21 protein-coding genes are annotated in these 19,693 nt (G+C 69.0%); 4 read left to right on the top strand and 17 right to left on the bottom strand.

What is annotated here, in order from left to right:
• Positions 1–9: 9 nt before the first annotated feature.
• From ABSY19_RS16005 to ABSY19_RS15965, 9 genes are all read right to left on the bottom strand, one after another.
• On the bottom strand, positions 10–1,290 hold the full coding sequence (locus ABSY19_RS16005; RefSeq protein ID WP_382153272.1) for a glutamate-5-semialdehyde dehydrogenase: 1,281 nt from the start codon (positions 1,288–1,290) through the stop codon (positions 10–12).
• A 44-nt stretch (positions 1,291–1,334) separates the two neighbouring features.
• A complete protein-coding gene (locus ABSY19_RS16000) occupies positions 1,335–1,646 on the bottom strand; it encodes a single-stranded DNA-binding protein (protein WP_382153270.1) in 312 nt (103 codons plus the stop codon).
• Positions 1,643–2,125 carry a hypothetical protein gene (locus ABSY19_RS15995; RefSeq protein WP_382153268.1) on the bottom strand — a complete coding sequence of 161 codons (483 nt, stop codon included), beginning with the start codon at positions 2,123–2,125 and terminating at the stop codon, positions 1,643–1,645. The genes ABSY19_RS16000 and ABSY19_RS15995 overlap by 4 nt, the downstream gene beginning before the upstream one ends.
• Positions 2,126–2,155: 30 nt before the next feature.
• A complete protein-coding gene (locus tag ABSY19_RS15990) occupies positions 2,156–3,121 on the bottom strand; it encodes a Bug family tripartite tricarboxylate transporter substrate binding protein (protein WP_382153265.1) in 966 nt (321 codons plus the stop codon).
• 14 nt (positions 3,122–3,135) lie between these two features.
• A complete protein-coding gene (locus tag ABSY19_RS15985) occupies positions 3,136–4,695 on the bottom strand; it encodes a sulfatase (RefSeq protein ID WP_382153262.1) in 1,560 nt (519 codons plus the stop codon).
• Positions 4,696–4,703: 8 nt separating this feature from the next.
• A complete protein-coding gene (locus ABSY19_RS15980; protein WP_382153260.1) occupies positions 4,704–5,756 on the bottom strand; it encodes a porin in 1,053 nt (350 codons plus the stop codon).
• Positions 5,757–5,882: 126 nt separating this feature from the next.
• Positions 5,883–6,782: a LysR family transcriptional regulator gene (locus ABSY19_RS15975; RefSeq protein WP_382153258.1), complete on the bottom strand. Its 900-nt coding sequence runs from the start codon at positions 6,780–6,782 to the stop codon at positions 5,883–5,885.
• Between the two features lie 7 nt (positions 6,783–6,789).
• Positions 6,790–7,260 carry a CreA family protein gene (locus tag ABSY19_RS15970; RefSeq protein ID WP_382153256.1) on the bottom strand — a complete coding sequence of 157 codons (471 nt, stop codon included), beginning with the start codon at positions 7,258–7,260 and terminating at the stop codon, positions 6,790–6,792.
• 72 nt (positions 7,261–7,332) lie between these two features.
• Positions 7,333–8,136 (bottom strand): IclR family transcriptional regulator, encoded by an 804-nt coding sequence (locus tag ABSY19_RS15965; RefSeq protein WP_291113755.1) that lies wholly within the window; start codon positions 8,134–8,136, stop codon positions 7,333–7,335.
• Between the two features lie 110 nt (positions 8,137–8,246).
• Between ABSY19_RS15965 and ABSY19_RS15960 the strand changes: the two genes are divergently transcribed.
• Genes ABSY19_RS15960 through ABSY19_RS15950 form a run of 3 tightly spaced genes read left to right on the top strand, consistent with a single transcriptional unit; the run spans position 8,247 to position 10,428 of the window.
• Complete coding sequence (locus tag ABSY19_RS15960; RefSeq protein ID WP_291113752.1) at positions 8,247–9,260, top strand: TRAP transporter substrate-binding protein; 1,014 nt, start codon at positions 8,247–8,249, stop codon at positions 9,258–9,260.
• A gap of 5 nt (positions 9,261–9,265) precedes the next feature.
• Positions 9,266–9,715, top strand: coding sequence for a type II 3-dehydroquinate dehydratase (locus ABSY19_RS15955; protein ID WP_382153253.1), 450 nt, complete (start codon positions 9,266–9,268; stop codon positions 9,713–9,715).
• A 29-nt stretch (positions 9,716–9,744) separates the two neighbouring features.
• Positions 9,745–10,428, top strand: a complete 684-nt coding sequence (locus ABSY19_RS15950; protein WP_382153251.1) for a hypothetical protein — start codon at positions 9,745–9,747, stop codon at positions 10,426–10,428.
• A gap of 216 nt (positions 10,429–10,644) precedes the next feature.
• Here ABSY19_RS15950 and ABSY19_RS15945 read toward each other — a convergent pair whose 3' ends face one another.
• The gene (locus ABSY19_RS15945; RefSeq protein ID WP_382153249.1) at positions 10,645–12,291 is read right to left on the bottom strand and encodes an alkaline phosphatase PhoX; all 1,647 of its coding nucleotides are present in this window, start codon (positions 12,289–12,291) and stop codon (positions 10,645–10,647) included.
• Between the two features lie 106 nt (positions 12,292–12,397).
• Positions 12,398–13,288 (bottom strand): class I SAM-dependent methyltransferase, encoded by an 891-nt coding sequence (locus ABSY19_RS15940; RefSeq protein WP_382153246.1) that lies wholly within the window; start codon positions 13,286–13,288, stop codon positions 12,398–12,400.
• A gap of 139 nt (positions 13,289–13,427) precedes the next feature.
• Here ABSY19_RS15940 and ABSY19_RS15935 point away from each other — a divergent pair, with 139 nt between their 5' ends.
• Positions 13,428–14,099: a winged helix-turn-helix transcriptional regulator gene (locus ABSY19_RS15935; RefSeq protein ID WP_382153244.1), complete on the top strand. Its 672-nt coding sequence runs from the start codon at positions 13,428–13,430 to the stop codon at positions 14,097–14,099.
• An 8-nt stretch (positions 14,100–14,107) separates the two neighbouring features.
• On the opposite strand, the gene ABSY19_RS15930 is transcribed toward ABSY19_RS15935, so the two are convergent.
• From ABSY19_RS15930 to ABSY19_RS15905, 6 genes are all read right to left on the bottom strand, one after another.
• Positions 14,108–15,631, bottom strand: a complete 1,524-nt coding sequence (locus ABSY19_RS15930; protein WP_382153241.1) for a tripartite tricarboxylate transporter permease — start codon at positions 15,629–15,631, stop codon at positions 14,108–14,110.
• Position 15,632: 1 nt separating this feature from the next.
• On the bottom strand, positions 15,633–16,079 hold the full coding sequence (locus tag ABSY19_RS15925) for a tripartite tricarboxylate transporter TctB family protein (protein ID WP_382153238.1): 447 nt from the start codon (positions 16,077–16,079) through the stop codon (positions 15,633–15,635).
• A 4-nt stretch (positions 16,080–16,083) separates the two neighbouring features.
• Entirely contained in the window at positions 16,084–17,079 is a 996-nt protein-coding gene (locus tag ABSY19_RS15920) for a Bug family tripartite tricarboxylate transporter substrate binding protein (protein WP_382153236.1), read from the bottom strand.
• Between the two features lie 122 nt (positions 17,080–17,201).
• Positions 17,202–18,614, bottom strand: coding sequence for a sensor histidine kinase (locus tag ABSY19_RS15915; protein WP_382153233.1), 1,413 nt, complete (start codon positions 18,612–18,614; stop codon positions 17,202–17,204).
• Positions 18,611–19,279, bottom strand: coding sequence for a response regulator (locus ABSY19_RS15910; RefSeq protein WP_382153229.1), 669 nt, complete (start codon positions 19,277–19,279; stop codon positions 18,611–18,613). Before ABSY19_RS15910 ends, ABSY19_RS15915 begins: the two co-directional genes overlap by 4 nt.
• Positions 19,280–19,341: 62 nt before the next feature.
• Entirely contained in the window at positions 19,342–19,662 is a 321-nt protein-coding gene (locus ABSY19_RS15905; protein WP_382153226.1) for a hypothetical protein, read from the bottom strand.
• Positions 19,663–19,693: the final 31 nt, after the last annotated feature.

The following is a 19,693-nucleotide window of genomic DNA, read 5'->3' as shown; positions in this document are numbered from 1 at the left end:
TTCAGGGCCTCAGCCCCGCACTTCGCCCTCGCCCAGCACCACGTACTTGAGCGAGGTCAGGCCTTCCACGCCCACCGGGCCGCGGGCATGGAACTTGTCGGTGGAAATGCCGATTTCGGCGCCCAGGCCGAACTCGAAACCGTCTGCGAAGCGGGTGCTCGCATTCACCATGACGCTGGCCGAATCCACTTCGCGCAGGAAACGCTGGGCGTGCACGTGGTCGGTGGTGATGATGGCGTCGGTGTGGTGGCTGCTGTAGCGGTTGATGTGGGCGATGGCCTCGTCCACGCCCGCTACCAGCTTGATGCTGATGACCGGGGCGAGGTATTCCTCCGACCAGTCGGCCTCGGTCGCCTCCTTCAGGTTCGCACCCGGCACCGCCGCCAGGATCGCCCGGCTCTCGGCGCAGGCCCGCATCTCCACGCCCTTGGCGGCGAAGATGGCGCCGATCTTCGGCAGGAAATCGGCCGCCACGCCGCGCGCCACCAGCAGGCTTTCGGTGGCGTTGCAGGGGCTGTACTTCTGCGTCTTGGCGTTGTCGGTCACCTTCACCGCCAGCGCGATGTCGCAGGGCTCGTCCACGTAGGTGTGGCAGTTGCCGTCCAGGTGCTTGATGACCGGCACCTTGGCCTCGGCGCTGATGCGCTCGATCAGCCCCTTGCCACCGCGCGGGATGATCACGTCCACGTACTGCGGCATGGTGATGAGCTGGCCCACGGCGGCGCGGTCCGTCGTCGGCACCAGTTGCACCGCGTCGGCCGGCAGGCCGGCGTCCGTCAGCGCGCGCTGCACCAGTGCGGCCAGGGCGCGGTTGGATTCGATGGCCTCGGAGCCGCCGCGCAGGATGGCCGCGTTGCCGCTCTTGATCGACAGCGAGGCGGCCTCGATCGTCACGTTGGGCCGGCTCTCGTAGACCATGCCGAACACGCCGATGGGCACGCGCATCTGGCCCACGCGGATGCCGCTGGGCATCTGCTTCATGCCGCTGATGTCGCCAATGATGTCGGGCATGGCCGCGAGCTGCTCGCAGCCCTGGGCGCAGGTCTCGATGACCTTGGGCGTGAGCTTGAGCCGGTCCACCATGGGTTCGCTCAGGCCATTGGCGCGGGCGCGCTCCAGGTCCTTCGCGTTGTCCACCTGCAGCGCGTCCACGTTGGCGCGCAGCAGCGCGGCCAGGCCGCGCAGGGCCGCCAGCTTGGTGGCCGCGCTGGCCTTGGCCATGAGCGCCGAGGCCGCCTTGGCCTGCAGCCCCAGGGTGTTCATGAGTTCGGTGGTGTTGGTCGCGTTCATCCGGGCGATTTTCGCAGAGGCGCGCGCCCTTGGGGCAAGCGGGGTCAAGCCCCGGCGCCGGGCTGGTGCGCCGACAGCACGTGGGTGGCCACCATGTCCAGGCTGGGGCGAACGATGCCCTGTTTGTCCGTCCAGACCTTGGGCGTGAGCCCGCCCGAGAGGCTGAGCGACTCGCCGTCGCGCAGCGCCACCAGCGCCTGGCCCACCGCCTCGTCGAAAGCGATCACGTTGACGATGAATTCCTCGTCCGCCCGGTTGCGGGCCAGCACGCGGGCCACGATGTAGCCGCGCCCGGCCTTGTCCACGCGGCGGGAGGCCTCGCCCATCAGGCGCCCGGCGACCAGGCCGTCGATCATCGCGCGGGCCTCTCGAAACCGGCGGCGATCCAGGCCTGCGCGCTGTCCACGTTCAGCCTGAAGGTGGGCGGCACGGACACGCAGGCCAACTCGGCGTCGAACTCGTCGAGCGCGCGCAGCGTGGCGGTGGCGCCCTCCTCGTCGGGCACGATGGCCAGGGCGACGCGGATGCGCTGCCCGTCCACCGCCACGGTCACGTTCTTGTTCAGCTCCGCGTGCCGCTGCTGCTCGGAGCGGCGGATCACCTCTTTCGCGGTCTTCACCAGGGTGTTGAAGGCCGCGGTGTCCAGCGGCTTGGGGTTCTTCTTGTCGCGGCCCATGGTCCAGGGGCCGACCAGCGCCGGTTCGGCCCCGTTGTCCAGGTACATGGCGACGGCCCAGCCGTCGTCGTCGTCGTTCTTGATGACGCGGGCGGTCCAGTGTTCGTCGCTCCAGACGCGGGCTTCGTGAATGGGTTCTTGGGTGTCGGATGTCGTCATCCGGCCAAGGGTACAGGCAAACGGCGCGGCTCAGTCGGCCGTGATCTTCGCATCCACCACCACCTTGCGCCAGCGCTGCGCCTCCGATTGCACGAAGGCCTGGAACGCGGCCCCGGCCACACCACTGACTTCGGCGCCCGAGGTTTCGATGCGCGCGATCACCGCCGGCTGGGTCAGGGCCGCCGCGAAGGCCTTGGCCAGCTTCGCGGTCACGGCCGCCGGCACCCCGGTGGGCACGACGATGCCGGTCCAGCCGCGCAGGTCGATGCCCGGAAAACCCGCCTCCGCCAACGTCGGCACGCTGGGAAAGCTGGCCTTGCGCTGCGGCGCCGAAAGGGCCAGCGGCACCATGCGCCCGCCGTTGAGCCCCTGCTGGGCCGCGGCCGAGCCCGCGAGCACCACGTCCACCGTGCCGCCGGCCAGGTCGGTGACGGCCGAGGCGACGGTGCGGTAGGGCACGTGCCGCATCTCGATGCCGGCCGCGCGCTGCAGCAAGGCCATGCCCAGGTGCGAGGGCGTGCCCGCGCCAGCGCTGCCGAACGTGAGCTGGCCCGGCTGCTTCTTCGCCAGCGCGACCAGCTCGGCCAGCGTGCGCGCGCCCAGGCCTTCGCGCGCCAGCAGCACCGGCGATTCGGAGGTGAGCTGCACCACCGGCACGAAATCGCGCTGCAGGTCGAACGGCGTCTTCGCGCGCAGCGCGGGGGCCACCGCCGTCTGCAGGTTGATCAGGCCCAGCGTGTAGCCGTCGGCGGGCGACTTGGCCACGGCTTCGACGCCGATGATGCCCTGGCCACCCGCGCGGTTGTCCACCACGATGGCCTGGCCCAGGTGCTTGGGCAGCACGTCCTGCATGGCGCGGATGGCGACATCGGCCGGTGAGCCCGGCCCGCCCGGCACGATCACGCGGATGGCGCGGTCGGGCCATTCCTGGGCGAAAGCGAGCGGACCCAGGCCGAGGCCCAGGCCGGCGCCCACGATGAGTTGACGGCGTTGCATGTTGTTGGTCTCCTTCACGCTGCGTAGCGCGCCTGCGGACTGGGGTCCACGGCATCCAGCATCTTGTGCAGCAATCGTTGAATCAGGCTGGATCGAAGCGTTTGATGGGCCGGCGAATCCCAGAGGTTGTGGGTTTCGTCGGGGTCTTCCTGGTGGTCGTACAGCTCGCCCCAGGCCTCGTCCTTGTAGACCGAGAGCCGGTGGCGCGGCGTCAGCAGCGTGCGCACGCAGGCCGGGCGCGCGAAGCCCTGGCGCGCGCGGTTGTCCTGGTACTCGATCAGCAGCTCGTCCTGCACCGCCGCCTGGCCGTCCAGGCAGGGCAGCAGGGAGCGGCCCTGCAGGCCGTGGTACGGCGCGATGCCGCTGCGCGCGAGGATGGTGGGCGCGATGTCGATGGTGGAGGCCAGCGCGCGGCTCACGGCCGGCGCGGGCGCGCGCGGGTCCGACCAGATGAAGGGCACGCGGGTGATGGCCTGCGACGCCAGCGCGCCCTTGAGCGCCAGGTTGAACTCGCCGAGGTAGTCGCCGTGGTCCGAGGTGAAGACGATCACCGTGTCTTCGCGCAGGCCGTTGTCGTCCAGCGCGCGCACGATGTCGCCCACCGCGTCGTCGATCATGGTGATCATTCCGCAGGTCAGCGCCATGGCCTCGCGCAGCTCCTGCCCGGTGGCGAAGAAGCCGTCGTGCGGCCCCTGGCGGTGGCGCGCGTGCTGCGCCCATTGCTCGCGGCACCAGCGCATGGGCGGCGTCGGGTTGCGGTGCGCCTCGTAGGGCAGGCGCACCTCGAAATCGGCCGGGTCGTAGAGGTCCCAGTAGCGCCCCGGCGGCGTGAACGGGTGGTGCGGATCGGGGAACGAGACGAACGCAAAGAAAGGCTGCTCCGCGCCGCGCGCGCGCCGCAGGAAATCCACCGCGCGGTCGCGGATGTAGCGGGTCGGGTACAGCGCCTCGGGCACGGCGGTGCGGTGGGCCTGCGGGCAGGTGTACCCGTGCGGCAGCTGGTTCGCGGGGTCGCGCAGGCGGTCGGCGTCGGGCCGCTGCGCGCGCAGCCATTGCAGATAGTGGCCGCCCGCCTGATCGCCATGGAAGGTGACCATGTCCACCTCGTCGTAGCCGTAGTACGGCGTGGCGAAGGCCTGGCGGTCGGTGCCCTGGTAGTGGTGCGGCTGCTCCTGCGTGTAGTCGCCGCCATCGTCCTTCCAGGCGTCGAGGCTCGCCACGGGCGCGCCGTCCTGCCGCGCGGCGGGCCGGTCCGTCATGGGCTGCACGTGGCTCTTGCCCAGGCTGGCCGTGCGGTAGCCCTGCTCGCGCAGCAGCTCCACGAAGGTGGTGGCGCGCCGCGACAGCACGCCGCCGTTGATGCGCAGGCCGTGCGCCGACGGATAGCGCCCGGTGAGCAGCGACGCCCGGTTGGGCATGCAGACCGGGCTGGCCACGTGGAAGCGCTCGAAGCGCGTGCCGCGCGCGGCCAGGGCGTCGATGTGGGGCGTGCGCAGGATCGGGTGGCCATAACAACCCAGGTAATCGGCGCGGTGCTGGTCGGTGACGATGACCAGAAAGTTGGGACGGCTCATGCGACGGCTCAGAAGTTGTGGCGCACGCCCAGCGCCACGGCGCGCACATCGTCGCCGCTGCCCGCGTTGACCACCGCCTGCGCCAGCGCGTTGGACGCCGTGCCCCGGTTGCTCAGGTGCAGCAGGCGGCCGTACAGCGCGGTGCGCTTGCTGAGCCTGTGGTCGTAGCCAAGGGCGATGGCCAGCGCGTCGTTCGGGCTGCCTTTCAGATCGCGGCGGTTGGCCTCCAGCATCCAGCGGTGCGGGCCGGCGTCGTGCGCCAGCCCGAGCACGGTGTGCGCCGCGCGCCGGCCACCTGGCAGGCTGCTGTCGGACACCAGGTGCGCGCCCGAAATCGTCCACGCGCCCAGCGTGTAGCTGCCGTTCACGCCCTGGATCTCATTGCGGAACTTCGTCACCGCCGCCGTGCCGCTGTCGATGCGCTGACCGGCGTAGCCGATGAAGAAGTGGTCGCCCCGGTAGCTGGCACCGAAGCCGACCATGTCGCCGCTGTTGGTGGCGTCCTCGCCCGGCGCGGCCACCACGTCCACGTTCAGCCCCTTGGCGTTGGGGCCGCCGCCGTACCGGTAGCGCAGCAGGTTGGACTGGCGCAGCGGAAAGCCCAGCGCGCGCACGGCGGCGGGCTGCCCGTCCATGCTGGTGGACATCTGCACCGGCGCCCAGTTCACGTTCATGCCAAAGGGCACGGTGGCCAGCAGGTTGAAGAACAGCGGCGTGTACTGGCGCCCCGCCTCCAGCGAACCCCAGGGTGCCCGGTAGCCCACGAAAGCCTGGCGGCCAAAGCCGCTGCTCACGGCGGTGGTGCCGACGTCGACCAGCATGCCCATCTCCAGCGCGAAGTAGGCGGCGTGACCGCCGCCCAGGTCTTCACGGCCCCGGAAGCCCAGGCGCGACGCGGCGTTGCCGCCGTCGTCCACCACGGTCTTCGTGCTGCTGCCGCGCACGCTGCCCACGTACACATCGGCAATGCCATAGATCTGCACGTCCTGCGCGCCGGCGCCGAACGCCAGGGCTGCGAGCGCGGTGCCGCCCAGGGCATGGCGAATGCTTTTGTTCTTCACGACGTCTCCTCGTTATCGGTGTGGAGGCGCCACTGTGCCGCCGCCTTTTCGCGTCGGCCAATACTTTGTGACGATGCAGCCATCACGTTGCGCAATGGAAGGGCGCGGGCACCGCGCCAGCGCGGCTCAAGCGCGGCGCAGCACGTCGCCCAGCACGCGGCCCAGGATGGACTCGCCCACCAGCACGGCGGCGGAGCGGTGCGCGTCGTGCTGCAGGGCGATGCGCAGGTGGCGCTCCAGCCCGCGCTCGGCGATGGGCAGCACCGCCATGCCGCGCCGCTCGGCCGCGCGCTTGGCCACGAAGGAGGTGAGGATGGTCACGCCCAGCCCGGCCTCGCACAGCTCCAGGATCGACGCCACGTCCTCGATGCCGCCCACCACGTCGAGCGAGAGCCCTTGCTGCTCCGCCGCCTCCATCACCAGCCGGTGCGCCGGCTGCATGGGCGAGAGCAGCAGCGGCATGCCCACCACGTGCTTCAGGCGCGGCCGGCGCGACACCGGGGCCAGCATCGCCGACGAACCCACCAGGCACAGGCGCTCGGAAAACGCCATCGTTCGCGCACCGCCGCCCTGCCCGGGCTCCGTCACCAGCGTGGCAAGGTCCAGCGCGCCCTGGTGCAGCATCGCCTCCAGCTCGGCCGAGTAGCCCACGCGGATCTGCGGGCGCACGCCGGGCATGGCCTCGCGCAGCTCGGTGAACAGGCGCACGCTGAGCACCGGCGAGAGGCTGCGCAGCAGGCCGATGGTCAACACGCCCTCCACCACACCGGCCTTCTCCTTCACGGCGGCGGTGGCGTAGTCGATCTGCTTGAGGATGCGCTTGGCGTTCTCGTGCAGCTCGACGCCGGCCGGCGTGAGGGCCGTGCCCACGCGGCCGCGCACCACGAGCTGCACGCCCAGTTCCTTCTCCAGGTCGCCGAGCCGCTGGCTCAGCGCCGGCTGGACGATGTGCAGCCGGCGCGAAGCCTCGGTGAGGGAGCGCGACTCGGCGATGCCGACGAAGTACCGGAGCTGGCGAACGTCCATGGCGCCGTCACTTCACCGGCATCGGCGTGGCGCGGTCCACCGCCACCACCGCCACCGAGTTCTGCGGCGAGCCTTCGATCACACGGTCGGAGTAGGTGAGGTAGACCAGCGAATGGCGCTTGGCGTCCACCATGCGCACGATGCGCAGCCGCTTGAAGATCAGGCTGGTGCGCTCGCTGAAGATCTCTTCCTGCTCCTTGATGGGCTTGGCGATGGCGATCGGGCCGACCTGGCGACAGGCGATGGACGCCTCGGACTTGTCCTCGGCCAGGCCGAAGGCGCCTTTGATGCCCCCCGTCTTGGCGCGCGAGATGTAGCAGGTGACCCCCGTCACGCCGGGGTCGTCGTAGGCCTCGACCACGATCTTGTGGTCCGGCCCGATGAACTTGAACACGGTGTCCACCGAGCCGATCTCTTCGGCATGGGCGGCGGTGGTGGCGGCGGCGAGCAGCAGGCAGGGAGCGAGGAAATGGCGCATGGAGGGCTTTCCGGTAGGGTGGCGATGCCCACACGGTAGCAGGCCGCGACATGCCGGGACACCCGACAGGCCTCAACCGGGCTCGGTCTCGCGGACGCGGTAGCGCTCGAAGATGGGCGAAGAGGTGCTGGCCAAGGCCAGTTCGGCAGCGATCGCGACCAGCGCCGGGCCGAGCTCCTTCATGCGCGATTCCGTCAAGCGGATCAGCGGGCCTGCGATCGTGATCACGCCGATGGCGGCTTCGCCCGGGCGCTGGATCGCCGCCGCCATGGCACTCATGCCTGGCGCGAACATTTCATTGATCGTGCTGTAGCCGCGCCGGCGCGTGTCCTCGAGGATTTTCGCGAGTGCCTTCACGGTGTTGGGCGCCTTGGGCCCAAACTGCTCGCGGCTGCCAAAGCCCTGGCGCGCCACGATCTCCAGCGCCTGGTTCTCGGGCAGGGTGGCCAGCCACGCATGGCCTGCCGAGCTGCACGACAGGCGCACATCGGTGCCTGCGTCCGGGTCGTAGCGCAGGCCCGCCTTGGCGCCCTGCGCCTTGGCAACGAAGGTCAGGCGCTCGCCGTCAACGATGGCCAGACGCACGAGTTCGCCCGAGATCTCGGCCATTCGGTCGATCAGCGGCTGCGCGATGTCGACGATGCCGGACCCGCTCAGGTAGTTGAGGCCCAGCGCGGCAAGCTTGGTGGTGAGCGCGTAGTCGCCGTGCTCGCGCATCTGGCGCACCCAGCCGCAACGAACAAGGTCGCTGAGCATGCGGTGGCATGCGCTGCGCGGGATGTTCAGGTCGTCGGCAATCGAGGCCAGAGGCTGGCCTTCGGGGCGTGCCGCGAGGTACTCAAGGGCAGCGAGGGATCGGTCGAGGTTGATGGCCATGGATTCCGCTATTGCAACACACGGCAAAAATGGAATAGCATTCCAACTGGAACATAATTCTCAAAATCGCCGTCCCATTCGATTCTGACGCAATTCCAAGGAGACAACACGTGAAGATCAAGGCATCGCTGGCCGTGCTGGCCACCGCTCTTTCGCTCGGCCTGGCCAGCGGGGCGGGTGCGCAGGACATCCAGGAACGCACCATCAAGTTTGGCCATCTGAACAATGCGGGCCATCCCACCAGCCTGGGCGTGCGCAAGTTCGCCGAGATCGTCGCCGCCAAGACCGGCGGCAAGATCAAGGTGCAGGAGTTCGCGTCGTCCCAGCTCGGCAACGAGCTGCAGCAGCAGGCGGCCCTGCAAGGCGGTGTGCAGGAGATGCTGGTGGCATCGACCACCTCGCTCAATGGCATCGTCAAGGAATTTGGCCTGCTGGACTTTCCCTTCCTGTTCGCGAATGAGCGGCAGGCCGATGCGCTGGTGGACGGCCCGCTGGGCAAGATGCTCACCGCCAAACTGCCGGAAAAGGGCCTGGTGGTGCTGGGCTTCTTCGATCTGGGGTTCCGCAACGTCACCAACAGCAAGCGGCCCATCACCAAGGGCGCCGATCTGGAAGGCTTGAAGCTGCGCGTGATCCCCAACCCGGTGTTCCTGGAAACCTTCAGGACATTCAAGGCCAACCCGCTGCCGATGCCGTTTGCCGAACTGTACGGCGCGCTCGACAGCAAAGCGGTCGATGGGCAGGAGAATCCCTTCGCGGTCATCGAGTCGAGCAAGTTCTACGAAGTCCAGAAGTACGTGAGCGGCACCAACCACGTCTACGCGACCAATCCCATCCAGATCAGCAAACGTTTCTGGGACCGCCTCTCGCCGGTGGAGCAGAAGATTCTTCAGGAAGCCGCCACTGAAGCCCAGAACTGGCAACGAGTCATCAGCCGGGAGGTCTCAGGCAAAGCGCTGGGCGAGCTCAAGGCCAAGGGCATGATCTACAACGACATTCCCGCCGCAGAACTGGCCCGCATGCGGGCCGAAGTGCGCCCCGTCTACGACAAGTTCTCCGCCGCCTACGACCAGGCGGTCGTCACCCTCTTCAGAGCCGAACTGGAGCGGGTCTCCAAGCTCTGAACCCCATGAAAATCCTTGTCCTGCACGGACCGAACCTGAACCTGTTCGGCCGGCGCGAACCCCACATCTACGGCACCACCACGCTCGCGGAGATCAACGACCGCCTGCGTGCGCTCGCGGTGGAACTGGAGGTCGAACTTGAGATTCACCAGTCCAACCACGAAGGGGTGCTGGTGGACCGCTTTCACGACAACATCGATGTGGCGGCCGGCGCGCTGCTCAACCCCGCGGCACTCACCCAGCACGGCGTGTCGCTGCACGACGCGATCAAGGCCATGCCCTTTCCGGTGCTCGAGATCCACATGTCGAACATCGGCGCGCGCGAGCAGTGGCGCCATCACTCGATCATCTCGCCCGCGGTCAAGGCAACGATCCAGGGCCTGGGCTGGCGCTCGTACACCGCGGGCCTGCGCGCGCTCGTCGAACTGGTGCGCGAAGCGCGCGCCACCGCCTGACAGCGGGCACGGCGAAGCCAGGAAACACCATGGCGCTGCTGGGTCAAGGAGCCGTGGCCATGTGGTGGGACATTGCGCCCGCCTTCAGGGCCGAATTCGAGGACTGGCACACGCACGAGCACTTCCCGGAGCGCATGGCGATACCGGGATTCCACCGCGGCTCTCGCTGGTCCGCTGCCGATGGCGGCGAAGGCTTCTTCGTGCTGTACGAACTCGAGGCCTATGAGACCCTGGCGTCGCCCGGCTACCTGGGTCGGCTCAATGCGCCCACCCTCTGGTCCGCGAAGATGATGCCGCATCACCGCCACATGGTTCGCAGCCAGTGCCGTGTGCTCGAGAGCTTTGGCGGCGCGCTGTCGCGCCACGCGCTCACGGTGCGCCTTTCACCGAGCGAAGGTGCCGCCGAGCGGCTGCGCGATCAGTTGCGCACGCAGGCCAACGCATTCAGGTCGCGCCCCGGCATCTCGGCCGCTCACCTGCTCGTCCACCAGGCCCCCAAAATCGAGACCACGACAGAGCAGAAAATTCGCGGCGGACCGGACCCTGCAGCCGACTGGATCTTCATCGTCTGCGGCTACGACCTCGCGTCACTGCAGGCCCTGGCCGGCACGGAGCTGTCCGATGCGGTGCTTACCGGCGCGGGCGCAAAAATCGGCGCGGTGCGCGGTCTGTATGCACTGTCGCACACCAACACCGCCACCGACGTCGACTGAAGGAGGGGCGCTGTCAGGCAACGCCACCGCTTCAGCGCAGGCCGAAGAAACTCAGAATGACGCCAATGACGACGACCAGGCCCACGATGTAGATGATGGTGTTCATGAGGTGTGCTCCTTGTAGAGATACCCCATCGTAGGGAGCCTGGATCGTCTGGCGTGTCAGCCGCCGCGATGCCTCTTTGTAGGACGGCGCGCACGCCGCCCGCGCAAGCCTCAGAGGTTGCCCTTGGTCCAGGGGCCCACGATGGCCACCGTGATGCCGGGCGTCTGCAGGTTGGCGAACAGGATGCGGCCGGTCGGGTCGAAGCAGGCGCCGCAGAACTCGTAGCCCCGGTAGTCCGCCGCGCCCACGGTCTTGCCGGCGGTGGCGATCTGGCCGGCGTCCAGGCTGAGGTTGTTCTTGCACAGGATGTAGGCCTCGCCCGCCGGATTCAGGCCCAGCAGGCGCGAGCCGGTGCCGAAGGCGTCGGTGGAACCGCCGCCGTCTTCGCACAACACCACGCCGCCGCGCGGACTCACCGTCACGTTGTCGGGGTTGTTGCCGGCGGTCTGGTGGCCGCTGACGAAAACCGCGCGCAGGCGCATGGTCGAGATCGTCAACTCCCACACCGCGCCCTCGCCCTGGCCCACGCGGCCGTTGCCGTCGACACCGGCGGCGGTGTCCACGATGAACAGCTTGCCGCCCGAGTACCAGATGCCTTCGCCCCGGCTCATGCGCGCGCAACCCTGGCTCAAGGCCTGGTAGGTCGGGCCGGCCGCGAAACCGATGCTCACGCCACCGGGCTGGCCGACCACAACCACCGGGTCGGCGTCCGGGTCGGCGATGTCGACCCACTCCAGCTCGTACTCGTCGCCGATGTCGGGGTTCAGCAAGCCCTGGTCGTTGGCCTGGGCCAGCGTCGAAGGCCGCGCCTGGCGCACCAGGGTCTTGATGCGCGCGGCCTGCAAGCGCCCACCGTGGTGCAGGCTGCCGAGCTGACCCGAGGTGTCGTCCGGCACGTAGCGGAAGAAGGCCGCCACGTTGCGGTTGTCTTCGGTCTCGTAGACGTGGCCCGTGGCCGGGTCCACCGCGACCGCCTCGTGGATGAAGCGGCCCATGCCCACGATGGGCTGGGCGATCGACTCGGCCGCGTCGTCGGCCACCTCGAACACGTAGCCATGCTTCTTGCCGCCGATGCCCGAGAAGTCGTAAATGGTTTCTTCGCAGGTGAGCCAGGTGCCCCAGGGCGTGGGGCCGCCCGCGCAGTTGCCCAGGGTGCCGCTGAGGGAGCCCACCGAGCCGGCCCATTGGCCGTCGCGGAACAGCAGGTTGCTGGTGCCGCCCGCGGGGTAACCCACGAAAGGCGCGGGCGCGGGTGCGGCGGGGTTGGTCACGATGCCGCCCGCGCCGATGCGGATCGGCTGGCCGCCGTAGAACACGGTGATGATGCCGTTGACCTCGGTCGTGGCGTAGGCATGGGGCGCCTGGATGGCCTCGCCCGGCGTGGCCACCAGGCCGCGCTCGTGGTTGCGCACCAGCACCAGTTCGCTGCTGCGACCCACGCGGCGCGAAGTCACCACGGCCATGCCGTCGTGGTTGCCCGGGGTGGGGAAACCGTCGCTCATGGCGTCGCCCGTCCAGCCGTGGCTGCGGTAGCTGAAGCCGGCTGGCAACTGCAGCAGCGGCAGGCCGGTGGTCATGTCGTTCACCGGCGAGACCGGCCCATAGGGCGAGACGGCGGAGACCGCCTGCTTGCCGGTGGCGGCGCGCGCGTTGCTCGCGTAGAGCGCGCCCATCAGGCCGGTGAAGCGCGTGGCGGCGATGGCGCCGGAGCCCTGCAGCAGGCGGCGGCGGACGGGGGAGAACGGGACGGAAGACATGGCATGACCTCGTGGGGTTGTGGGTTTGCCACCATCTTCCGCCGCGCTCATTGCCGTTCTGTCGCACACCGGCCCGAAGCGAATGGGCCGTTTGGTGCCCCCCGGATCAGCGCGTGCCCGCCCCCACCAGCATCTCGCAAGGGCCCACGAAACCACCCGCCTCGGTTTCGAAGCGGGCCAGGGCCTGCTCGATCTCCGTCCACGTGTCGGCGCGTTCGTCCTCGCTCAGGCCCGCCAGCATCTGGTGCAGGGCACCGAAGGACTCGCGCTCGAACCGCACGCACTCGGCGGCCGTGGGAAGGCGCACGGGGGAATCGACCCTGCGCACCTCCACATCCCGAAAACCCGCTTGCTCCAGCGTCTTCGCCAGCACGCCCTCAGCGCCCAGGGAGAACGGCCCCGGTTGCCCGGGCAGGGGCGGCGGCAGCTGCGCGCGGCGCCGGATGATGCCGACCGGCACGGCGAAGAAAGGGTTGCGCTCGGCGGTGGAGTACACCACCGCGGCGAACCGCCCGCCCGGCTTCAAGGCATGGCGGATGCCGGCAAGGGCGCGTTGCTGGTCGGGGAAGTAGATCAGACCGACGCGCGACACCGCCGCGTCGAAAGAGGCGCGAGGCAAAACGTCGTGGCGCTCACCATCGAGTTCCAGGGTGTCCACGTTCGACAGGCCGGCCTGCTCGGCCGCCGATTTCGCGTGGCGCAGGATCGCCGGGGAGATGTCGGTCGCCAGCACGTGGCCGCGCGCGCCCACGCGGCGCGCGGCGACCAGGGTCTGTTCGCCCGCGCCCGCCGCCACGTCGAGCACGCGCGAGCCGGGGCCGACGGCCGCCATGTCCAGCATGGCCTCGGTCGCGGGGCCCAGCCAGCGGGCCAGCAAGGGCGCCCATCGGTCCCAGGCTTCGGCGGCGTTCTCCCACTGCGCGCGCGTGGACTGGCGGAACTTCTCGGCATCGAAAACAGCCGGGGCGGCGGGGGAGTCAATGAAGGTCTCGGTCATGGCAGTGCTCCTTGAAAAGACCGCTGCGGGTTGCACGGTCGGTCTTCAAGTTAAGCCCGATGCCAGGCAGCCTCAAGTCCAGAATCTGGAGTAGGCAAGCCGGCGGCACACCGATAGACTGGCCCGCATGATCGACTACATGCAGTTCTGTACCGTCGCCCGAGGCGCCGAGGTATTGGGCGAGCTGTGGACACCCCTCGTGGTGCGCGAGCTGCTCTGCGGCAGCCACCGCTTCAACGACATTCACCGAGGCGTGCCGCGCATGTCGGCCACGCTGCTGACGCAGCGGCTGCGCAAGCTCGAAGAGATCGGCGTCGTCGAGCGGCGGCGCGTCGAGAAGAGCTGGGAGTACCACCTGACGCCCGCAGGCGAGGAACTGCGGCCGATCGTCGTCGGCATCGGGCATTGGGGCGCGCGCTGGATCGGTAGCCGGCTGCGGCACGAACAACTCGATGCAGGCTTTCTGATGTGGGACATTCGCCGCTTCGCGCGCCTGGAAGCGTTTCCCGACGGAGAACGCACCGTCGTCCACTTCCGGTTCAGCGATGCGCCGGCGGCCGAGCGGCAATGGTGGCTCGTGGTGGAGCACCACGAGGCCGACCTCTGCCGCGACGACCCGGGTCACGACGTGAGCGTGCTGGTCGACTCGACGGTGCGCGCACTCACCGAAATCTGGACCGGTGACAGCGACCCCGAACAGGCCATCCAGTCCGGGAGCCTCACGGTGCAAGGCGCGGGCCGCAACGGTCAGCGGCTCTGGCGCTGGTTGGGGCGCAGCATGTTCGCCCCGACGCGCATGGCGCAGCGCTGAAGGCGCGGCTACTTCCCGACCGGCGCGATGGCGCCGATCGGCGGCCTGCGCCGCGATCGCCACCGCCTCAGCACCGGCAGCAACAGCATCAGGCCGCCACCCAGCCAGAGCCCGATGGAAATCGGGCTGCCGACCAGGATGCCCGCATCGCCGTTGCTGATGGACAGCGCGCGGCGCAGGTTCTGCTCCATCAGGTCGCCCAGCACGAAACCCAGGATCAAGGGCGCCATCGGCACGCCCTGCTTGCGCAGCAGGTAGGCCACGAAGCCGAGCACCACCATGAGCATCAGGTCGAAGGTGGTGGCGTGCACCGCGTAAACCCCCACGCTGCTCACGGCCAGGATGGACGGCACCAGGAACCAGTTGGGCACGCTGAGGATGCGGGTGAAGAAACCCACCATCGGGATGTTCATCACCAGCAACATCACATTGGCCAGGAACAGCGAGGCGATCAGCCCCCACACCAGCGTGGGCTGCTGCGTGAACAGCGCCGGGCCCGGCGTGATGTTGTAGAGCGAGAGCGCGCCCATCATCACGGCCGTGGTGCCCGAGCCGGGGATGCCCAGCGTGAGCATGGGCACGAAGGAGCCGGTGGCGGCGGAGTTGTTGGCCGCCTCGGGCGCGGCCACGCCGCGAATGTCGCCCTGGCCGAACGTGCCGTCCTTGTCGGTCAGCCGTTTCTCCATCGAGTAGGCCATGGCGCTGGCGATGGTGGCGCCCGCACCGGGCAGCACGCCCACCACGAAACCCAGGACGCTGGAGCGCAACGTGCCCCACCAGGTGGCCGCCATCTCGCGCAGGTTGAACAGCATGCGGCCGGTCTGCGTGATCACGCCCGCGCTGCTGTGGTGCTCCTGCAGCATGAGCAGGATCTCGCTGATGGAGAACACCCCGATCACGACCACGACGAACTGGATGCCGTCGGAGAGGTGGATGTCGCCACCCGTGAAGCGGTACACGCCGGAGTTCGAGTCCAGCCCCACGCAGGACATGGCCAGGCCGATCATCGCGGCCACGCCGGCCTTCACCGGCGCATCGCCCATCAGCCCCGCGATGCAGGCGAACGCGAAACACATGAGCGCGAAATACTCCGCCGGGCCGAACGACAGCGCCCACTGCGCCAGCAGCGGCGCGAGCAGCACGATGCCCAGCGTGGCGATCAGGGAGCCGACAAACGAACTCCAGGCAGAGATCGACAGCGCCACGCCACCCAGGCCCTGGCGCGCCATCGGGTAACCGTCGAGCGCCGTCATGATCGCGCCCGCATCGCCCGGCACGTTGAGCAGGATGGACGAGATGCGCCCGCCGTACTCGCAGCCAATGTAGACCGCCGCCAGCAGGATCAGCGAGGTCTCCGGCGGCAGCTTCATCGCGAAGGCCAGCGGCATGAGGATGGCCACGCCGTTGATGGGTCCCAGGCCGGGCAGCAGCCCGACGATGGTGCCGATGAACGACCCCAATGCGGCGATGACCAGGTTGACGGGGCTGAACGCCACGCCGAAACCCTCCATCAGGTGTTTGAGCACATCCATCTCACAGACCTCCCAGCCACGCGGCCAGCGGGCCGACGGGCAGCACCACGTCGAGCACCTTGTCGAACAACAGGTACAGCACCAGCCCCAGCGCCGCACCGCCCGCCAGCGCCTTGCGCCAGCTGCCGCCAAACGCCATGCCCACCGGCACCGTCATGAGCGCCGTGGCCAGCGCGAAACCCAGCGCCTGGAACAGCGCGGCATACGCCAGGATCGCGCCCGCGCACCACAGCGTGGGCACCCAGGGCACGCCCTTGAAAGCCTCAGCGCCTTGTGTGGGGCGGAACATCAGCCACAGGCCCGACAGGCCCAGCCCCACCGCCAGCAGCAAGGGGAAGGCGCGCGGGCCCAAAGGCTCGTAGGAAAAGGCGGCGGTGTAGTCGCGCGCCGCCGCGGCCATGGCCACGGACGCGAGGGCACACGCCGCGCCAAGTGCTCGATCGCTCATGGCCTTACTTGGCGGGCGTGGTGGCCAGCCCGAACTCGTCGGCGAGTTTGCGGTAGCCCGCCACCTGCTTCTTCACATACGCGTCCAGCTCGGCCCCCGTCATCGCGAGCGGGAACAGGCCGCGCTCCGCGCGCATCGCGTTGTAGGCCGGCGTGGCCATCATCTTGTTGAAGGTGTCGACCCAGACCTTGTAGTCCGCGTCGCTGACCTTGGGGCCCAGATAGAAGCCGCGGATGATCGGCCACTGCACGTCGAAGCCCTGCTCGGTCGCGGTGGGGATGTTGGCCATGTCGCCGCTCAGGCGCTTGTCGTGCATCACCGCGAGGATGCGCACCTTCGCACCCGCCTTGATCTGCTGCTGGGCCTCGGCCGCGTCGCCCGTGAACACGTGGATGTGGCCGCCCTGCAAGGCCGTGAGCGCCTCGCCGCCGCCTTCGAACGCCACATAGCGCATGGACTTGGGGTTGACGCCACCGGCGCGCGCGGTCAGCGCGGCCTTCATCCAGTCCTGGCTGCCCACCGTGCCGCCCGCGCCCAGCACCACCTTGGTGGGGTCGGCCTTCATCGCGGCCATCACGTCCTTCAGGGATTTGAACGGCGAACCCTCGGCGACCACCACCGCGCCGTAGTCCGTGCCGATGGCTGAGAGCCAGCGCACGTCGTTCTCGGTGTAGCGGCCGAACTTGCCTTGCGCCAGGTTCAGCAGCGAGCCGCCGGAGAAGGCGATGATGGTGTTCGCGCTGTCGGGGCGCTGGGCGATCACGGTGTTGTAGGCCACCGCGCCGATGCCGCCGGGCATGTAGGTCACGCGCATCGGGTCGGCGATGAACTTGCCGTCCACCAGCGTGCTCTGCACCAGCTTGCAAGTCAGGTCAAAACCGCCGCCGGGTTTGGCGGGCGCGATGCACTCGGTTTTCTCCAGGGCGCCGGCCGCGTGCGCCGACAGGGCGCCCGTCGCGAAGGCGGTCATCGCCAGAAGAAGGCGGGTGGGAAATTTCATGACAGTGTCTCCTCGGTAAGGCGGTTCGATGGCTGAATGCCCGCGCGGTCTCGGCGTGGCAGGCCACTGTAAAAAATGCGCACTTTCAAGACGCTTTCAGCGCGACCGCGAATCCCCGAGGGTTAACCCGCAAACCCGGCGGGCAAGGCCAGCGCCACCACCAACCCGCGCCCATCGGGCCCGGGCCGCACCAGCATCGAGCCCCCATGCCGCAGCGCCACCGAGCGCACGATGGACAAACCCAGCCCCGAGCCCGGCAGCTGCCGGCCACCACCGCCCCGGAAAAACCGCTCCCCGGCACGCTGCAGCTCCTCCGCCGGCATGCCCGGCCCGTCGTCCACCACGCTGAAGCACACCTGCCCACCTTCGCCGCCCAGGAACAGCGTGACGCGGCTGCCCTCGCCCCCATGGCGGATCGCGTTGTGCAACAGGTTCGACAAAGCCTCGTTCAACAGCGCGGGCTCCCCCTGGAACGGCAGCGTGGCCATGGGCGCGTGCAGGCCCAGGTCCACCCCCTGCTGCCGCGCCACGGGCCACCAGCGGCGCATCAGGTCTTCGGCCATCACCACCGCGTCCAGCGCTTCGGGCGCGGGCGGCGCGCTGTCGGCCTTGGCCATCGCCAGCATCTGGTTGGTCTGGCGGATGGTCTCGTCCAGCTGCGTGCGGATGTCGTCCACCACCGTGCGCAACGCGGCCGGGTCGTCTTCGCGCAATGCATAAGCCACCTGCGTGGACAGCGTGGTCAACGGCGTGCGCAGCTGGTGCGACGCGTCGTCCACGAAACGCCTCTGCTGCTCGCTCTGCGCGCGGTTGCGCTCCACGTGGTGGTTGATCGCGCCCACCAGCGGCAGCAGCTCGGCCGGCACGTCGTCGCTCGCGATCGGCGTGAGGTCTTGCGGCGAGCGCGACTCCACGTCCTGCCGCAGGCGTGCCAGCGGCTGCAGTGCCCAGGCGATGGTGAGGCCGAACAAGGCGCTCGCCACCACCACCAGAAAAAAGTCTCGCGCCACCGACTGCATCACCAGCGCGTCCTGAAAATCGTTGCGCGCCTCCAGCGTCTCAGCCACCTGGATCACCACGCGCTGCGAGCCCGCCTCGCCCGTGAGCGGCGGCGACAGCTCGCGCGCGTAGCTGCCCACGCGCACCGCCTCGCCGAAATACTCGCCGTCGTAGAACTGGGGCACGCCGGTTTTCAAAGGCTGGGGCGGCGCGGGCAGCCCCGGGCTGCCGATCTCCACCAGGCCGTCTTCCGAGGCCACGCGGTAATACACCTTGCCGTTGGCCGTCAGCTCGAAGAACTCCAGCATGCGGTACGGCAGCTCCACGCCCAGCCCGCCGCTCGCGGTGGAAATGCTCGAATCGATCGACTTCACCGCGCCCAGCAGCGAGCGGTCGTAAGCCGCGTCCGCCGCGTCACTCGCCGTGCGCCAGGCCAGCCACAGCTCGGCCGAGAACACCAGCAACATGCCCGGAATCAGCACCACCAGCAGCGCCCGCCGGATGCTCGACCGCAGCCAGCGCCGGGGCCGCTTCATGGCGCGCATTCCAGCAGGTAACCCATGCCGCGCAGCGTGGTGATGCGCACCGGCGAAGCCTCCAGCCGCTTGCGCAGGCGGTGCACCAGCACCTCGATCGCCTCGGGGTGCACATCGCTCTCGTCGGAAAACACGCGCTCCACCAGCTCGCGCTTGGACAACGGCTCGCCGCTGTGCTGGATCAGCGCGCGCATCACCGCGTGCTCGCGCGGCGTGAACGTCAACACCTCCTGCTGCAGGCGGAACTGCCGGCTCGCGCTGTCGTAGCTCAAGGGGCCGCAGGCGAAGCGCGCGTGGTCCACACCATGAGAGCGCCGGATCAGCGCCGTCAACCGGGCTTCCAGCTCCGCCAGCTCGAACGGCTTGGCCAGGAAATCGTCGGCCCCGCCGTGCAGGCAGCTCACCCGCTCCATCAACGAGTCGCGCGCGGTGAGGATCAGCACGGGCAGGCGCTGGTCCGCTTCGCGCAGATCGGCCAGCACATCGTGGCCCTCCACCCCGGGCAGGCCCAGGTCCAGGATGAGCGCGTCGTAGCGCGTGGCCTTGAGGCTGCGGCGGACCAGGCGGCCGTCGTTCACCCAGTCGATCAGGAAACCGTTCTGCGCCAAGGCCTTGGTGAGCCAGTTGCCAAGATCGGCATCGTCTTCGGCGAGCAGTATCCGCATGGTGAGGTGCCTCCTGAATGCGGAGCAGAGGATACCCGCAGGCAGCAGCGCCGGGCCGCCGATCAGATCTCCAGGCTCGTCACCCTGTCCGTGCAGTCGTACAGCGCGTCCACGGTGAGCGACAGCACCTTGAGCTGGCGCCGCATTTCGTCGTTGAGCGTCTGCTTGAGCACGGCGCGCTGCACGTCTGGCGGCGCGGCGTTCTGAACACCTCGCTTCACCGGCTCCACCAGTGGGTCTTCCAGCGAAGCGCGCGTGTCCATGAGCAGCGACAGCTGCCCCACCTGTTCGTTGGTCTGGACGACGAGGGCGAGGAGATGGGTGAAGAGTTGCTCGGCTTGGGCGCGAACGGATGGGCGGAGAGTGGTCTTTGTTTTAGCCATGGGTTGGCTCCCTGCGTTCGGTTGATTGCTG

It is taken from the genome of Hydrogenophaga sp. ANAO-22 (assembly GCF_042466645.1).
Lineage (GTDB): Bacteria > Pseudomonadota > Gammaproteobacteria > Burkholderiales > Burkholderiaceae_C > Hydrogenophaga.
The sequence above is the reverse complement of the archived record's forward strand: the minus strand, read 5'-3'. Positions and strand labels throughout refer to the sequence as shown.

What these genes read in the sequence shown, in the direction of transcription:
- ABSY19_RS15935 (WP_382153244.1), top strand. Translation starts at nt 13,428, where the DNA reads ATGCAGTTCTGTACCGTCGCCCGAGGCGCCGAGGTATTGGGCGAGCTG.
- ABSY19_RS15975 (WP_382153258.1), bottom strand. Translation starts at nt 6,782, where the DNA reads ATGGACGTTCGCCAGCTCCGGTACTTCGTCGGCATCGCCGAGTCGCGC.
- ABSY19_RS15905 (WP_382153226.1), bottom strand. Translation starts at nt 19,662, where the DNA reads ATGGCTAAAACAAAGACCACTCTCCGCCCATCCGTTCGCGCCCAAGCC.
- ABSY19_RS15940 (WP_382153246.1), bottom strand. Translation starts at nt 13,288, where the DNA reads ATGACCGAGACCTTCATTGACTCCCCCGCCGCCCCGGCTGTTTTCGAT.
- ABSY19_RS15965 (WP_291113755.1), bottom strand. Translation starts at nt 8,136, where the DNA reads ATGGCCATCAACCTCGACCGATCCCTCGCTGCCCTTGAGTACCTCGCG.
- ABSY19_RS15915 (WP_382153233.1), bottom strand. Translation starts at nt 18,614, where the DNA reads ATGAAGCGGCCCCGGCGCTGGCTGCGGTCGAGCATCCGGCGGGCGCTG.
- ABSY19_RS15990 (WP_382153265.1), bottom strand. Translation starts at nt 3,121, where the DNA reads ATGCAACGCCGTCAACTCATCGTGGGCGCCGGCCTGGGCCTCGGCCTG.
- ABSY19_RS15970 (WP_382153256.1), bottom strand. Translation starts at nt 7,260, where the DNA reads ATGCGCCATTTCCTCGCTCCCTGCCTGCTGCTCGCCGCCGCCACCACC.
- ABSY19_RS15925 (WP_382153238.1), bottom strand. Translation starts at nt 16,079, where the DNA reads ATGAGCGATCGAGCACTTGGCGCGGCGTGTGCCCTCGCGTCCGTGGCC.
- ABSY19_RS15955 (WP_382153253.1), top strand. Translation starts at nt 9,266, where the DNA reads ATGAAAATCCTTGTCCTGCACGGACCGAACCTGAACCTGTTCGGCCGG.
- ABSY19_RS16000 (WP_382153270.1), bottom strand. Translation starts at nt 1,646, where the DNA reads ATGATCGACGGCCTGGTCGCCGGGCGCCTGATGGGCGAGGCCTCCCGC.
- ABSY19_RS15945 (WP_382153249.1), bottom strand. Translation starts at nt 12,291, where the DNA reads ATGTCTTCCGTCCCGTTCTCCCCCGTCCGCCGCCGCCTGCTGCAGGGC.
- ABSY19_RS15920 (WP_382153236.1), bottom strand. Translation starts at nt 17,079, where the DNA reads ATGAAATTTCCCACCCGCCTTCTTCTGGCGATGACCGCCTTCGCGACG.
- ABSY19_RS15910 (WP_382153229.1), bottom strand. Translation starts at nt 19,279, where the DNA reads ATGCGGATACTGCTCGCCGAAGACGATGCCGATCTTGGCAACTGGCTC.
- ABSY19_RS15930 (WP_382153241.1), bottom strand. Translation starts at nt 15,631, where the DNA reads ATGGATGTGCTCAAACACCTGATGGAGGGTTTCGGCGTGGCGTTCAGC.
- ABSY19_RS15950 (WP_382153251.1), top strand. Translation starts at nt 9,745, where the DNA reads ATGGCGCTGCTGGGTCAAGGAGCCGTGGCCATGTGGTGGGACATTGCG.
- ABSY19_RS16005 (WP_382153272.1), bottom strand. Translation starts at nt 1,290, where the DNA reads ATGAACGCGACCAACACCACCGAACTCATGAACACCCTGGGGCTGCAG.
- ABSY19_RS15995 (WP_382153268.1), bottom strand. Translation starts at nt 2,125, where the DNA reads ATGACGACATCCGACACCCAAGAACCCATTCACGAAGCCCGCGTCTGG.
- ABSY19_RS15985 (WP_382153262.1), bottom strand. Translation starts at nt 4,695, where the DNA reads ATGAGCCGTCCCAACTTTCTGGTCATCGTCACCGACCAGCACCGCGCC.